Annotated in this window: 13 protein-coding genes; 9 read left to right on the forward strand and 4 right to left on the reverse strand. The window is 71.7% G+C overall.

Annotated elements, in window-relative coordinates:
* Window positions 1-7 precede the first annotated feature (7 nt).
* From EZJ19_RS15920 to EZJ19_RS12400, 9 genes are all read left to right on the forward strand, one after another.
* Window positions 8-1,948 carry an eCIS core domain-containing protein gene (locus tag EZJ19_RS15920; protein ID WP_165873568.1) on the forward strand — a complete coding sequence of 647 codons (1,941 nt, stop codon included), beginning with the start codon at window positions 8-10 and terminating at the stop codon, window positions 1,946-1,948.
* A gap of 54 nt (window positions 1,949-2,002) precedes the next feature.
* Complete coding sequence (locus tag EZJ19_RS12365) at window positions 2,003-5,947, forward strand: eCIS core domain-containing protein (RefSeq protein WP_131448044.1); 3,945 nt, start codon at window positions 2,003-2,005, stop codon at window positions 5,945-5,947.
* A gap of 5 nt (window positions 5,948-5,952) precedes the next feature.
* Window positions 5,953-6,288: a hypothetical protein gene (locus EZJ19_RS12370; RefSeq protein WP_131448046.1), complete on the forward strand. Its 336-nt coding sequence runs from the start codon at window positions 5,953-5,955 to the stop codon at window positions 6,286-6,288.
* Window positions 6,289-6,372: 84 nt separating this feature from the next.
* Window positions 6,373-6,666, forward strand: coding sequence for a hypothetical protein (locus tag EZJ19_RS12375; protein ID WP_131448048.1), 294 nt, complete (start codon window positions 6,373-6,375; stop codon window positions 6,664-6,666).
* Between the two features lie 93 nt (window positions 6,667-6,759).
* Window positions 6,760-7,908: a ChaN family lipoprotein gene (locus tag EZJ19_RS12380; protein ID WP_131448050.1), complete on the forward strand. Its 1,149-nt coding sequence runs from the start codon at window positions 6,760-6,762 to the stop codon at window positions 7,906-7,908.
* Window positions 7,909-7,945: 37 nt separating this feature from the next.
* Window positions 7,946-8,572 carry a SagB/ThcOx family dehydrogenase gene (locus EZJ19_RS12385; RefSeq protein WP_131448052.1) on the forward strand — a complete coding sequence of 209 codons (627 nt, stop codon included), beginning with the start codon at window positions 7,946-7,948 and terminating at the stop codon, window positions 8,570-8,572.
* A 112-nt stretch (window positions 8,573-8,684) separates the two neighbouring features.
* A complete protein-coding gene (locus EZJ19_RS12390) occupies window positions 8,685-10,367 on the forward strand; it encodes a tetratricopeptide repeat-containing response regulator (RefSeq protein WP_131448054.1) in 1,683 nt (560 codons plus the stop codon).
* A complete protein-coding gene (locus EZJ19_RS12395; protein WP_131448056.1) occupies window positions 10,354-11,001 on the forward strand; it encodes a sensor histidine kinase in 648 nt (215 codons plus the stop codon). Before EZJ19_RS12390 ends, EZJ19_RS12395 begins: the two co-directional genes overlap by 14 nt.
* A gap of 106 nt (window positions 11,002-11,107) precedes the next feature.
* A complete protein-coding gene (locus tag EZJ19_RS12400; protein WP_131448058.1) occupies window positions 11,108-11,335 on the forward strand; it encodes a hypothetical protein in 228 nt (75 codons plus the stop codon).
* 62 nt (window positions 11,336-11,397) lie between these two features.
* Here the strand turns inward: EZJ19_RS12400 and EZJ19_RS16085 are convergent, their stop codons facing one another.
* The 4 genes from EZJ19_RS16085 to EZJ19_RS12425 form a co-directional block, all read right to left on the reverse strand.
* A complete protein-coding gene (locus EZJ19_RS16085) occupies window positions 11,398-11,733 on the reverse strand; it encodes a DUF2934 domain-containing protein (protein WP_206199422.1) in 336 nt (111 codons plus the stop codon).
* A gap of 152 nt (window positions 11,734-11,885) precedes the next feature.
* On the reverse strand, window positions 11,886-12,350 hold the full coding sequence (locus EZJ19_RS12415; RefSeq protein ID WP_131448060.1) for a single-stranded DNA-binding protein: 465 nt from the start codon (window positions 12,348-12,350) through the stop codon (window positions 11,886-11,888).
* A gap of 1 nt (window position 12,351) precedes the next feature.
* Complete coding sequence (locus EZJ19_RS12420; protein WP_276320114.1) at window positions 12,352-13,740, reverse strand: MFS transporter; 1,389 nt, start codon at window positions 13,738-13,740, stop codon at window positions 12,352-12,354.
* 32 nt (window positions 13,741-13,772) lie between these two features.
* Window positions 13,773-14,759: a YheT family hydrolase gene (locus EZJ19_RS12425; RefSeq protein ID WP_131448062.1), complete on the reverse strand. Its 987-nt coding sequence runs from the start codon at window positions 14,757-14,759 to the stop codon at window positions 13,773-13,775.
* Window positions 14,760-14,899: the final 140 nt, after the last annotated feature.

Raw genomic sequence — 14,899 nt, forward strand, 5'->3', positions numbered from 1 at the left:
GAGCACCATGAAGACCCTGTTCATCCTCCGACGCAAGAGCAGCCACCGCAAGGCGGTGACGGTGCACCCGGCGCGCGCGGACAGCGACCGGGCCGCCGTCCGGGAAGTGCTCGGCTACCCACTGCGCGCCAAGCTCAAGGTCGGCGCCCCCGACGACGTCTACGAACGCGAGGCCGACGCCGCCGCCGACCGGGCGCTGGCAGAACCGGCGGGCATGCTCCAGCGCAAGTGCGCGTCCTGCCAGCAGGAGGATGAGGACGAGGAACGCAAGCGACTCACCGGCGCTTCCGCGCCCGACCTGCGGCGCAAGGAAACCGTCGCCTCGGCCAACCCGGCCGGGGGACAGGCCCCAGCCAGCGTCGACCAGGCGCTCGGGCAGCCGGGCCGGCCGCTGGAACCGCTGTTGCGGCGCGACATGGAACAGCGTTTCGGCCACGATTTTTCCCAGGTCCGCCTGCACCAGGGCAACGCCGCCGAGCGCTCCGCGCAGTCCGTGAACGCCCGCGCCTACACGGTCGGGCAGCACATCGTGTTCGGCGCCGGCGAGTACTCGCCCGAGACCGGCGGCGGCCGCCGGCTGCTGGCCCACGAACTGGCCCACACCCTCCAGCAGGGCGGCCCGGCAACCCTGCAGCGCCGCCTGGGCGACGGCCACGACCTGCGCGCGGCCCGGTTTGCCGGCGACCCCGTGCTCGAGGCCTGCTACGACGACGAGCGCTATCTGCAATACGGCAGCCGCGGCGGCGCCGTGGAGAAGCTCCAGCAGGCCCTGGTCGATGCCGGGTTCCCCCTGCCGGCGCATGGCGTCGACGGCGTCTTCAAGTCGGAAACCCAGGCCGCCGTGCAAGCCTACCAGCGCGCCCACGGCCTCGACCCCGACGGCCTGGTCGGACCGCGTACCATGACCGCCCTGGACAGCCAGTTCGCCGGCGGCACCACGCCACCCGGAACCACGCCACCCGGAACCACACCACCCGGAACCACACCGCCCGGAACCACGCCGCCCGGAACCACGCCGCCCGGCACCACGCCACCCGGGACCACACCGCCCGGCACCACGCCGCCCGGCACCACGCCGCCCGGCACCACGCCGCCCGGCACCACGCCACCCGGCACCACGCCGCCCGGGACCACGCCGCCCGGGACCACGCCGCCCGGCACCACGCCGCCCGCTACGACGCCACCTGCGACCATTGCCAGCCAGACCGTCGAAACCTCGCCGGGCGCGCGGACGCGCACCACGATAGGCGTCGGCGAACAGGTGACCCTGACCCATTCGGCCGGCAGCGCCGCCTGGACGAGTACGGCCGGGACGCTGTCCGCCGTCAACGGGATATCGGTCACCTTCACCGCCCCGGACACGGCTGGCGGCGTCACCGTACGGGCCAACGCCGCCAGCCTCACCTTCACCGTGCTGGCCCCCACCGCCCTAGTCATGGACCGCGAACCGGGCACCGTCGTCAAGCACACCCAGAACAGCGCCGACTCCGGCATCCAGACGCGGCCATACCTGCTGCCGGACGTCGTCAACTTCCATAACGTCCAATACCGGGAGATGGATGTCGCGGGAACGGCCTCCAGTCCGGGGCCCTATTCGTGCAACCCGGCCAGCGGCGGCCACTGCAGGGCGGGCGGCGGCGGCGCGCCATGCAACGCGCTGTCGATGACCGACACCGTCGTGGCCGGCCTGGGCACCCGGGCCATCCTGGGCGACTGCGCCTACTCGGGCCATTGCGGCACGGCGCCGCCGTTTACTGCCGCGACACTGCTGTTGGCCATCCCGCACGAATACCGGGTCGGCAGCGGGCCCTTCCACCCGTTCTACACGGTGATCCAGCTCCATACCGTGGCGGCGGACGGCACCACCCTGACGACCTTCAAGGCCGGAGCCACGGGCACCATCCAGGTTGCCGACCCGACCGGCACGATCACGGCCTGCCCATGGTAGCGGCAACCCGGGCCGGCGCGCCTCTCCTGACCGGCCGCCGGCCGGGCTGAGGCCATGCCCGCGGCCGTCCTCGTCCACAAGCCGCCGGTGCCCCGGCCGCGGACGCGTCCGGCCCTGCCGGTCGGCGTGCGCGCCAAACTCAAGCTGGGCGGGGCCCATGACGAGGCCGAGAAGCAGGCCGACCGCGTCGCCGCCCAGGCCCTGGCGCGCCCCGCGCCGACCCCGGTCGCCGGCGACCCGCGCCCGGCCATCCGGCGCGCCGTGGCGCCGCCGGACGAGAGCAAGCGCCCACCTCCCGAGATCGAGGACGAACAGGCCCTGCCCGAGACCGTCGAACGCGAGATCGCCGCCCTGCAGGCTGGCGGCGAACCGTTGCCGCCGCCGCTGCGCACCGACATGGAGGCGCGCCTGGGCATGGACCTGGGCGCGGTGCGCGTCCACACCGGCGCCGACGCGGTACGCCTGAACGAGGTCCTGCACGCCCATGCCTTCGCGGTCGGCGAGCACATCGCCTTCAATGCCGGCCGCTTCCGGCCCGACACCGGGCCGGGCCGCTTCCTGCTCGCCCACGAGCTGGTCCACGTCGCCCAGCAGCGCGGCCAGGCCGCCGGCGCGGCCCGCCAGCCGGTCCGGCGCGGCTTCTGGAGCCGCCTGTACCACGGCGTCGCCGACACCCTGGGCGACATCGCCAACTGGGCCCTGGACAAGGTGGCCGAGTACGGCTGGCGCCTGCTCGAGTCGATCGCCCCGGAGTTCGCCCGCACCGTGCGCGCCATCAAGGAGGAGGGCATCCTGGCCTGGCTGGGCCGCCAGGTGGCGCGCGCCTGGGACGGCTTCATCGCCGGCCTGCGCGCCCTGGTGCCGTTCGAGGGACCGCGCCAGCTGATCGACCTGTTCGCCGGCCTGGTCCAGCGCGCCGCCCGCATCGTCGCCGCCCTGGCCTCGGGCAACTGCGAGCCGCTCATGCGCGCCATTGCCGACCTGAAGACCTTCGTGGTCGACACGGTCGGCGTGGCCTGGGACAAGCTGACCGAGTTCCTGCGCCCGGTCGGCCAGTTCTTCAGCGACCTCTGGCGCAACTTCGGCGCCCCGGCCGTGCAATGGCTGCGCGACTTCGGCGGCGCCGTCTGGCAGGGCATCCAGGACCTGGGCCGGCGCCTGTGGGAGTGGATCCGGCCGGTGCGCGAGGCGGCGGCGCGCATCTGGAACTGGTTCAAGGACAAGCTGTTCGGCTCCGAAGACGGCGAAGCCAACGGCGCCAGCCAGGGCGGCGTGATCGGCTGGATCAGCCGCAAGGCGGGCGAGGCCTGGGACTGGGTCAAGGCGCGCACGCGGCCGGTCTGGCAGCCGGTGGCGGAATTCGCCGGCCGCGTCGCCGAGCTGATCCCGCCCGCCTTCGTGCGCGAGATGGGCCAGCACGCCCAGCAGTTGTCGAGCGAGCTGAACAGCGCCTCGGAAGGCATGAACGGCGGCGAGGGGGTACCCCAGTCGCGCGACACCCTGGCCTCGGTGCTGCCCTCGGTGCAGGCGGTGATCGCCACCGTGCGCCGGATCATCGTCGGCGCCGGCCAGTGGCTGGGCCAGCGCATCGCCGGCGTCGGCACCCTGGTCAGCGGCCTGGTCGGGCGCCTGCGCGCCAACGCCCTGCTGTCCTGGCTGGCCGGGGCGTTCACCTGGCTGGAGGAGGCGGTCGGCCGCCTGGTCACCTGGGCGCGCGACGGCGTCGCCGCCCTGTTCAACTGGCTGGTGCAGGGCTTCGACGCCCTGACGCCCTTCCTGCACACGGTCCTGGAGACGGTGCGCAAGCTGATCACCGTGTTCGGCGACCTGCTGCAACTGCCGCTCCTGGTCCTCAATTCGATCTGGCAACGGGTGCCGGCCTGCATCCGGGACCCGATCGAGAACTTCATCAAGAACCAGATCCTGGCCCGCATCCCGGTGTTCGGCCAGTTCTTCAGCGACCCGACCCTGTGGCCGCGCGTGCAGCAGACCGCCCTCGGCATCCTGCGCCGCATCTTCGTCGACGGCGACCTCGCGGGCGCCGCCTGGGCCTTCTTCCAGGCCGTCCTGGGCATCCTCGGGGTGCCGGCCCAGCTGGTCGTGCAGATACTCGCCAAGGCGGCCGGGGCCATCGGCGCGATCCTGAGCAACCCGATCGGCTTCCTGGTCAACCTGCTGCGCGCCATGGGGGCCGGCTTCACGGGCTTCTTCGGCAACATCGGCCGCCACCTCCTGACCGGCTTCACCGGCTGGCTGTTCAGCACCGTGCGCGAGGCCGGCATCAATCCGCCGGCCGACTTCTCGCTGCGCTCGGTGCTCGGCTTCGTCATGGAGGTGCTCGGCGTCACCGTCGACAACATCTTCGCGCGCCTGCGCCGGCGCCTCGACCCGGCCATCGTGGCCCGCCTGCAGCAGATGCTGACGATCGCCACCGGGGTCTGGTCGTTCGTCGCCACCCTGATCAACGACGGCCCCGCCGGGCTCTGGCGCGAGCTCTCGGAACGCCTGGCCAACCTGTGGAACACCGTGGTCAGCGGCGTCATCGGCTACATCACCGAGCGGGTGATCGGCTGGGCCAGCCGCTGGTTGCTGTCCCTGCTCGACGTCAGCGGCATCATGCCGGTGATCAACACCCTGATCGCCATCTACCGGGCCATCCAGTCGTTCATCGCCTACCTGCGCCAGATCCTGGAGATCGTCAACCGCGTCCTCGACGGCATCGTCGGCATCGCCCGCGGCGCCATCGGCGAGGCGGCCGGGTTCGTCGAGGGGGCCCTGGCCGCATCCCTGCCCATCGCCATCGGCTTCCTGGCCAACCAGGCCGGCCTGGGCCGGCTGTCGCAACGCCTGCGCGAGATCCTGGGCGGCCTGCGCGAACGCGTGAACGGCGCCATCGACTGGCTCATCGAGCGTGCCCTGCGCCTGGGCCGGGCGGTCATCGACATGGTGCGCCGGGCCGGCGCGGCGGTGCGCGGCGCCGTCGGCCGGGTGCGCGAATGGTGGCGGGCGCGGCGCAGCTTCCGGGTCGGCAACCAGAGCCACAGCCTGTACATCCGCGGCAACGACCGCTCGGCCCGCCTGATGATCGCCTCGACGCCGCAGACCTATGCCGAGTTCATCGGCGCGGTGACCGTCGCGCCCGACAAGCAGGCCGACAAGGACACCGCCCTGACCCTGGCCGGCCAGATCGACACGGCGATCCAGGAGGCGGCCGCGGCCCCGGCCGGCTCGGCGGCCGCACCGCCCGCCGGCGCACCGGCCGGAACCTCGCACGCCGGCGCGCCCCAGGCGGCCCAGGCGACGCGCATCGACACCCTGCTCGCCGACCTCGCCACGGTCACCGCCCGCTTCATGCCCCTGGGCGGCGCCCAGCCGGCGACGCCGCCGGTCTGGGGCCCGAAGACGGCACGCGGCTGGGGCACCTTCGTGCGCGTGCCGCGCCTGACCGCCGACCGCGCCGCCTGGGGCTTCAGCGGCGGCAGCCCGAGCGTCGGCGGCGGCCACTGGGACCGCCTGAACGAACGCCGCAGCGCCTCCGGGCGGAGCAGCTATTACGTGCGCGGCCACCTGCTCAACCACAACATCGGCGGCCCGGGCGACGACTGGAAGAACCTCACGCCGCTCACCCAGGGCGCCAACAACCGCGACAGCGACTCCATGCTGCGCACCTTCGAGACGCCGGTGAAGAACGCCGTCGCGGCCGGCCGTACGGTGCTCAACTTCGTGGTCACCGCCAACTACGGCAGCAACGACCGCAGCACCGACATGGCCGCCCTGGAGCAGGACGCGGTGGCCGCCGAGACCGCCGGCAACGCCGCCGAGGCCGGCCGCCTGCGCCGGGTCAAAGGCGTGGTCGACGAGGAACAAACCATCCCGACCAGCATCAGCCTGTCCGCCCAGGTGCTGAAGGACGACGGCAGCGTCGACAGCAACGTCAACCCGGCCCCCGTGAACAACCAACCCGAGCGCACCCTGTCCAGCTACCGCGTGCGTCCCTGACCGCCATGACCGACACCGACCTCAGCAACCGCCTCGCCGAACCCTACGCCTTCGCCCTGGTCACCTGGCCGGCCGTGCTCGGCCTCCTGACGCCGCTGCCCGAGGCCTGGGCGACCTGGGCGCAGGCCGGCCTGGCCGTCTGGCTGGCCGCCATGCAACTCGGCGCCTACGCCCGGGGCGTCGGCTTCGGCAACGTCATGTTGTTCCTGAGCGGGACCGTGGCCCTGGCCGCCTACGGCCACCCGTCGCCGTGGAGCCTGGCGGCCCTGCCGGTGCTCCTGGTCGGCCTCCATGCGGCCCAGCGCGCACGCCTCGACCGGGCGCCGGAAGCCACCGCCTGAGGCGCGCTTTTTTCCCCGCTCGGCCATCGGCTTGCTATATAGAAATCAGTCAGTTGCGTGACCTTGCCAGGACAGGGGGATGCCATGAGACGGAAGGTGAAGCGGCGCTTGTTCATGATGAGCATGGCCGTGGCGGCCGGGGCCGCCGCGCCGGCCGTAGCCAAGGCCGGCGGCAAGGCGGACGGCGCCCTGCGCGGCTACGTACCGGCCGGCCAGGAGGCCTATATCGCCCTCCTCCCGCACCTCGCCGAGGCGCATCTGGCCGCCCCCGGCTGGCGCCTGGAGATGTTGCCGGCCGAGCCGAAGTACGCCTTCGAGCAGGACACCCGGCCACGCCAGGACACCCGCGTCGGCCTCGCCCTGCGCCTGACCTTCTGAGCGCGCGCCGCCGTTCGGCAGGCCGGCGGCGGCTGCTCTATAGTGGCCTTCAGGGGCCGGCATCGGTCCTGTTCCCGTCCCGAGAGGCCTGCCATGAACGGAATCCGCCTGCTGTCCCTGTCCCTCGCCCTGTACGCCAGCCTGCCCGCCCTGGCCGCACCCGAGCAGCCCGCCGGCCCCTGTTGCCGGGCGGTCAACCTGGACGCCCTGGCCGGCCTCGACGAGATCATGCCGGTGCTGCTCGACAAGCGGGTCGTCTACCTGGGCGAAAATCACGACCGCTACGAACACCACCTGGCGCAACTGGAGGTGATCCGCCGCCTGCACCGGGCCTACCCTGACCTGGCCATCGCCATGGAACTGTTCCCGCAGCCCGTGCAGGGCGCGCTCGACGCCTACGTCGGCGGGGCCATCGACGAGACGGAGTTGCTGCGCCGCAGCGATTACTTCCGCACCAGCCTGGACTACCGGCTGTACCGGCCGATCCTCCGCTTCGCCCGCGAGCACGGCGTCCCGGTGCTCGCCCTCAACCTGCCCGACGAGATCGCCCACAAGGTCGCGCGCGGCGGCGTCGCGGCCCTGACCGTGACCGAACGGCTCTGGCTGCCGGCCCAGATGGAGGCGGCCGACGACGGCTACCGGCAACGCATCCGGGCCGCCTTCGACCAGCACCCGGCGCACGTCCGTGCCGACTTCGAGAACTTCGTCACCGCCCAGGTGCTCAAGGACGAGGTGATGGCGGCACGCGCGGCCGACTACCTGATCCGCAACCCGGCCCGCCGCCTGGTCATCCTGGCCGGCAACGGCCACCTGCTCCGGGGCGCCGGCATACCGAAGCGGCTGAGCCGCCGGGTCGGCGCCCCGAGCGTGATCGTGGTCAACAATCCGGGCGACGAACTCGCCCCGGACATGGCCGACATCCTGCTCTTCCCGGAACGCCAGGAACTGCCGCCGGCCGGCCGCCTGGGCATTGTCCTGAGCGACGGCCCGGCCGGGCTCCAGGCCGGCGACGTCGACGCCGAGGGCGGCGCGCGCGCGGCCGGCATCCTGTCCGGCGACCTGCTGCTGGCCCTGGACGGCAAGCCGCTGCCCGACTCGGTCGCCCTCCGGGCCGCCCTGCTCGACCACAAGCCGGGCGACATGGTGCGCCTCAAGGTGCGCCGGCCGGCCTCGGCGTTCGCGCCCGAGCATGAGCAGGAGGTCGCGGTCACCCTCGGGCAACCGGCCGCCGCCGGGCGCTGACCGGCCGGCACGCCCGCCCATCCGAGAGGAGACCATCATGACCCGCTTGCTCTGGCCCGTCCTCCTGGCCGCCGGCATCGGCAGCGCCGGGGCGGCCGACCCCCTGATCCTGCCGGCCCCGCACCTGCAGGGCGGCATGCCGCTCATGGAGGCGCTCAAGGCCCGCCACTCCACGCGCGCCTTCGCCACCCGGGCGCTGCCCCCGGCGCTCCTGTCCGACCTGCTCTGGGCGGCCGCAGGGATCAACCGGGCCGACTCGGGCAAACGCACGGCACCCTCGGCGCGCGACGCCCGGGAGATCGCCGTCTACGTGGTCACCGCCCGGGCCGCCTACCTATACGAGCCGGCCGGGCACCGCCTGCGCCCGGTCGTCGAGGGCGACCTGCGCGGACGCACCGGCAGCCAGGATTTCGTCGCCACCGCGCCGGTCAACCTGGTCTACGTGGCCGACCCCGGCCGCCTCGACGCCGACCCCGCGAGCAGGGCGCTGTATGCCGGTGCCGACGCCGGCGTGATCGCCGAGAACGTCTATCTCTTCTGCGCCTCGGCCGGCCTGGCCACGGTGGTCCGCGGCTCGGTCGACCGCCCGGCCCTGGCGGCGGCCTTGCGGCTGGCTCCCGGCCAGGAGGTGGTGCTGGCCCAGACGGTGGGCTACCCGGAGTGAGGCCCCGGCAGCCCGGCCGCCGGCCCCGCTTCGCTATTGTCGGGCGCAGGCGGCTGGCCTAGGCTATGGAAGGTGGGCCCCGCCCCCGATCAACAACCTGGATACCTAGCAGATGGCCCTCGCCGATCCCGCCCCGGCGTTCGATTACAAGAGCAAGACGGCGCTCGTGATCGACGACTTCCCGAGCATGCGGGCGGCCTTCAAGACCGCCCTGGCCGCCTTCGGGCTGACCAAGGTGGACATGGCGGCGACCGCCGCCGAGGCGATCAGCCGGGTCAAGCGCACCCGCTACGACATCATCATCAGCGACTACAACCTGGGCGGCGGCCGGGACGGCCAGCAGGTGCTCGAGGAGATGCGCCACCTCGGCCTGATCGGGCTCGAGACCGCCTTCCTGATGGTCACCGCGGAGAGCGTCTACGAGCGGGTGGTGGCGGCCGCCGAACTGGCGCCCGACGACTACCTGATCAAGCCGTTCAACGCCGACATCATGCGTACCCGGCTGGACGGCATCCTGGCCAAGAAGGAGACCTTCCGGCAGATTCACCGCGACTTCATGGCCGGCCACATGGAGGCGGCGCTGGCCGGCTGCGATGGGCTGATCAAGGGCCGTTCCAAGTACCTGATCGACGCCATGCGTTTCAAGGGCGAAGTCCTGGTCGCCATGGGGCGCCACGACGAGGCCGGCGAACTGTACGAGCAGGTCATCCGCATGCGGGCCGTGCCCTGGGCCCGGCTCGGCCTGGCGCGTACCCTGCAGTTGCGCAACCGCCTGCCGGAGGCGGAACGCCTGCTGGTCACCCTGGTCGGCCAGTATCCGGAACTGGTGTCCGGCTACGACCTGCTCGCCGACGTGCAGGTCGCCATGGACAAGAGCCACGAGGCGCAGGTCACCCTGAAGCGCGGCGTCACCATGTCGCCCCGCTCGGTACAGCGCCAGCGTCGCCTCGGCCAGGTCTCCTACAAGAACCAGGACATCGAGGAGGCCGAGGGCGCCTTCGGCGCCGTGGTCAGCAAGGGCAAGAATTCCATCTACCTGGCCCCGGACGACTTCGCCAACCTATCCCGCGTCTACCTGGAGACGGAGCGCGGCAGCGACGCCCTGCGGGTCATCCAGGACAACCAGTCCTGGCTCCAGGAAAGTACCGAGGGCAAGCTGGTGGCCTCGGTCATGACCGGCCTGTACCAGGCCCGCAAGGGCAACGTCGCGGAGGCCGAACGGCACATGAAGGAGGCCCTCAGGCATCGCCAGATGGGTGCCGACGGCAAGCCGGAACTGTTGCTCGACATGGCCGAGGCCTGCCTCAAGTCGGGCCTGGACGAGCAGGCCGCGCAACTGGTCAGCGAGGTGGCGCGCAACGCCCACGACAGCGAGCAGTTGCTCGACCAGGCCAAGCGCATCTACGCCGCCGCCGGCAAGGGCAGCGAGATCGACGAGGTCATCCGCAAGGCCACCGAGCAGGTGGCGCGGCTGTCCAAGGAGGGCGCCCTGCTGGCCCAGAAAGGCGACTTGGTCAACGCCACCGGCACGCTGCTGCAGGCCGCGCAACAAGCCCCGCGCAATCCGCGCGTGCTCATGAACGCCGCCTGGGTGGCGCTGCGCCTGATGGAGGAGGATGCCGGCCAGAGCCAGCACCTGGCCGAGGTCCGCGCCCTCCTCGAGGAGGCCTGGAACATCGCGCCCGACCACCCGCGCATCGGCGGCCTGCAGACCAAGCTGCGCCTGGTCGAGGCGAAGCTCGGCTTCCGGAGCGTCCCGCTGCGCAAGAAGGGGCCCAGCCATGGACGACCATGACCTCTACGCCGCCTTGCTGCACGAGACCAAGAACCACCTCGTGCTGCTCACCCTGACCCTCGACAGCATCCCGCACACCCGCCAGGACGCCCACGACGCCCCGCTCGACGCCGCCCGCCTGCTCGGCCACAAGGTCGCCGAACGGCTCATGCAAGCGATGCTCCTGTACAAGGCCGAGGCCGGCGCGCTGCGCCTGAACGCGGTGAACGCCTACTCGCCCGAGGACATGGTGGCGGAAATGGCGCAACAGGCCCGCTCCCTGGCCAAGCATCTGGAGGTCGTCGCCCGGGTCGACGCCGACGTGCCGCCGATCTGGTTCTTCGACCGCAACCTGCTCCAGATGGCGCTCATGAATGCCATCCACAACTCGATCAGCTACGCCCGCGCCCGCATCGAGGTCCGTGCCGCGTTGAGCGACGGCATGCTGGCGCTGTCGGTGCGGGACGATTCCGACGGCTACCCGGAGCACATCCTGGAGCTGACCGCCCAGGGCCTGCCGCTGCAGTCCAACGGCACCGGCCTGGGCATCCGGTTCGCGCGTCTGATCGCCCAGGCGCACCGGAACGAGGAACGGGAAGGCGAACTGCGCCTGTACAACGACGCCGGCGCGGTGTTCGAGATGCGCCTGCCCTGACGCCCGGGCGGCCGGCGTTAATATCCCTGCAACCTTGCCGGCCCATGATCGCGGGTCATTTCAGGACGTGTGCGAGGCGGTCGTGTTTGAACCTTCGGATCTGGTGATGGTGACGAAAGATTTCCCTGCCTGGCGTATCTCGGCCGGGCAGATGGGCATGGTGATCGATCTGTTGAGCGAGGAGGTCGCGCTGGTCGATTTCGCCGACAGCAACGGCCACCCGAGCGTCATCACGCCGGTGCCGATGCGCTGGCTGCGTTGCGGCCGCGTCCTTGCCAAGAAGCGGACGGACCTGGTGACCAACCGGGCCGGCCTGCCCCGCATCGCCCCCTGACCCCAAGGGTCCGGGTACCCGGACCCCTGCCGGCCCGCCGCCGCCGGCTGGCGGCAGTCCCCTCAGGAGGCGTCGGAGCCGAGCATGGCGCTGATCTCGGCCTCGGCATCGAGCCAGTCCTGCAGTTCGTAGCCGGGCGCGAAGCCGCGCTTCTCGGCGCGATGGTAGGCGGCGACGGCGATCAGGTGCTTGAGTTCCTTCTTGGTGACGTCGGCCGGCTTCTTGCTGGCCGCCTTCGGCTTCGGCCGCGCCTTGGCCGCCTTGGCCTCGGTATCCGCCGCCTTCTTCTTCGGTTCCGCCGCGGGCTTGGCCGCCTTGGCCTCCTTCTTCAGCGCCTCGACCTCGGCGGAAAGGGCCTTCTTCACCACGCGTTTGACGGCGGATTTTTCACTGGTCATGGATGTTCTCCGGTGCATTGACCAGTTGATGATAGTCGCTCGGCGCCGCCGCATTGTTACACCGCCGGCCCCGGCCGGGGGCCCCGAGGCTGGACATGAAAAAGCCCCATCGAGTGGGGCTTCTGCCAGCCGGCGGCGCGGCCAGGCGCGGCTCAGAACGGGATGTCGTCGTCCAGGTCGTCGAAACCGCCGCCACCGCCACCACCGCCGGCCGGCTTGCCGCGCGGGGCCGGGCTGGCGCCTTCCATCGGCGGCGCATCGTAGTCGGCGCTGGCACCGCCGGCGCCGCGGCCGCCCAGCATCTGCATGCGGTCGCCGCGGATTTCCGTGGTGTAGCGGTCGTTGCCTTCCTTGTCCTGCCATTTGCGCGTGCGCAGGCTGCCCTCGATGTAGACCTGGCTGCCCTTCTTCAGGTACTGGCCGCACACCTCGGCCTGGCGGCCGAAGAAGGCGACGCTATGCCATTCGGTCTGCTCCTGCATGTCGCCGTTGCGGTCCTTGAACTTGTCCGTGGTGGCGACGCGCAGGTTGGCCACGGCGTCGCCGCTGGGCAGGTAGCGCATTTCCGGGTCGCGACCCAGGTTGCCGATGAGTATTACCTTGTTGACCGAAGCCATTTCACTGTCCCCCTTGCGATTCCAACAACTGTTTCACGCCGTCCTCGTCCCAGCCGGTCTGGCTGACCTTGAGCATCACGGTGCCTTCCTCGGGCAGCACGGTCACCGCGACGATGCCGGCCAAGGCCGCCAAGCGCCCGGCCAGGCCCTGCGCCCCGAGCTGGTCGAGGCGCCCGACATGGAACATCTGGGTCTTCACCCTGGGCGGCGGCCGCATGGTGGCGGCGAGGGCCAGCCAGGCCGCCATCAAGCCGGCGCAGAACAGGAACACGGTGCCGTGCCCGGCATGCTGGGCCAGCCAGCCGCCGGCGGCGCCGCCGAAGAACAGCCCGGTCGCCTGCGAGGTATTGTATACGCCCATGGCCGTGCCCTTGGCCTCGGGCGGCGCGATCTTGGAGATCAGCGACGGCAGGCTGGCCTCGAGTATGTTGAAGGCGATGAAGTAGAACAGTAGCGCGGCGACGACGCCCCAGAAGAAATCCAGCGACAGCGCCAGGCCGATCTGGGCCGCCAGCATGATGGCGATGGCGCCGACCAGCACCTGTTTCAGCTTGCCGCGCTTCTCGCCGACGATGATGGCGGGGACCATCAAGATGAAGGCGGCGACCACCACCGGCAGGTAGACCAGCCATTGCCGGCTGGCCTCCAGGCCGTCCTGGGCGAGGGCAAAGGGAACCACGGTGAACATGGCCATCTGAGCCGCGTGCAGGGCGAAGATGCCCCAGTTCAGACGCAGCAGCTGGCCGTCCCTGAGGACGTCCTTCAACTTGGCCGGGTTGGCCTCGGCATCGGAGTGGAAGGCGGTCTTGCCCGGGTTCGGGGTGACGAACTTGACCACCAGGATGGCAGCCAGGGAGAGCACGCCGGTCAGCGCGAACATGCCGGGCACGCCGATCCAGCCGTAGATGACCGGGCCGACCGCGAGCGAGGCGGCGAAGGCCAGGCCGATGGTGCCGCCGATCATGGCCATGGCGTGGGTGCGGTTCTCCTCCCGGGTGAGGTCGGCGAGCAGCGCGGTGACGGCCGCCGAGATGGCGCCAGCGCCCTGGATGGCGCGGCCCAGGATGATCGTCTCGATGCTGGTCGCGGAGGCCGCGACGAAGCTGCCAACCGCGAACATGAGCAGGCCGAACATGATCACCGGCTTGCGCCCGATGCGATCCGACATCATGCCGAAGGGAATCATCAGGATGGCCTGGGTGAGGCCGTACATGCCGAGCGCCAGGCCGATCTTGGCGTGGTCGTCGGTGAGGCCCTTGGCGTACAGGGCGAACACCGGCAGGATCAGGAACATGCCGAGCATGCGCAGGCCGAAGATGGCGGCAAGGGAGGTGGCCGCCCGGCGCTCCAGCTTGAGCACGGCGGCGTTGGGTGTGTCTGGGCTGGACAAGGTCGTTGGGTAGCCGAGAGAAGGGGTCGAGATTATAACCGAGGCCCCGCGCCGGCGTCGGCGCCGAGGAAGGCCAGCAGGCGCCCGGTGAGCCAATCCTGGTTGCCGGGCGGCGGGCCGCTCAGGAAGCCGACGTGGCCGCCCTGGTCCGGGAAATCCAGGGTGACGCAGGCGGCGACCGCATCCGCCCCGGGCAGCGAGGCGGCCGGCATGAAGGGGTCGTTGCGGGCGTTGAGCACCAGGGTGGGCAGGCCGATGCCCTTCAGGTAAGGCTTGCTGGCGCAGCGCGTCCAGTAGTCGTCGGCGTCGCGGAAGCCGTGCAGCGGGGCGGTCACCACGCTGTCGAAGGCATGCAGGGTGTTGACCCGGGCGAGGGCGGCGCGGTCGTAGGGCAACGGGTGGCGGCCCAGCTTGGCGCGCGCCTTCTCTTTCAGGGTGCCGAGGAAACGCAGGCCGTAGACGCGCCCGAAGCCGCGGTCCAGGGTGGCGCCCGCGGCCGGCAGGTCGAGCGGTGCCGACACCGCGGCGGCGCGCCCCAGCCAGCGCGCCGCGTCGGCACCCCGTTCGCCCAGCCACTTGAGCAGGGCGTTGCCGCCCAGGGAGACGCCGACGGCATGGAGCGGCGCGCCGGCCGCGTCCGCATGCAGGCGGGTCAGGATGCGCTCGATCTCGGCGCTGTCGCCGGAATGGTAGGCACGCGCCAGGCGGTTCACCTCGCCCGAGCAGCCACGGAAGTGCGCCACCACGCCGCGCCAGCCGCGCCCGGCCAGGGCGGCCATGAGGAAGCGCGCGTAATGGCTGTCGGAACTGCCCTCGAGGCCGTGGAACAGGACCACCAGGGGCGCCCCGGCCGGGCCGTCCAGCCAGTCGAGGTCGATGAAATCGCCGTCCGGCAGCTCCCAGCGCTCGCGCCGGTAGGCAACCGGCGGACGCGGCACGGCCACCGCCCAGATGGTCTGCAGGTCGCCGCCGGGCAGCCAGGCCGGGGCCCGGTAGGGCGGCATCGCTGTGCTATGCATGCTTGCTCCGTGTCGGATGGCGTCGGGGCGGGCCGGTAGGCCCGCGCGGGCGGGCGCCGGCGGCGCCGGACAGATGCCCGAGGATACCGGAGGCGGCCGCAACCGGCATGCCGATCCGCGCCGCGCCGGCCGGGCGGGGC

Origin of the sequence: Parasulfuritortus cantonensis (assembly GCF_004337445.1) — a bacterium.
Classification (GTDB): Bacteria; Pseudomonadota; Gammaproteobacteria; order Burkholderiales; family Thiobacillaceae; genus Parasulfuritortus; species Parasulfuritortus cantonensis.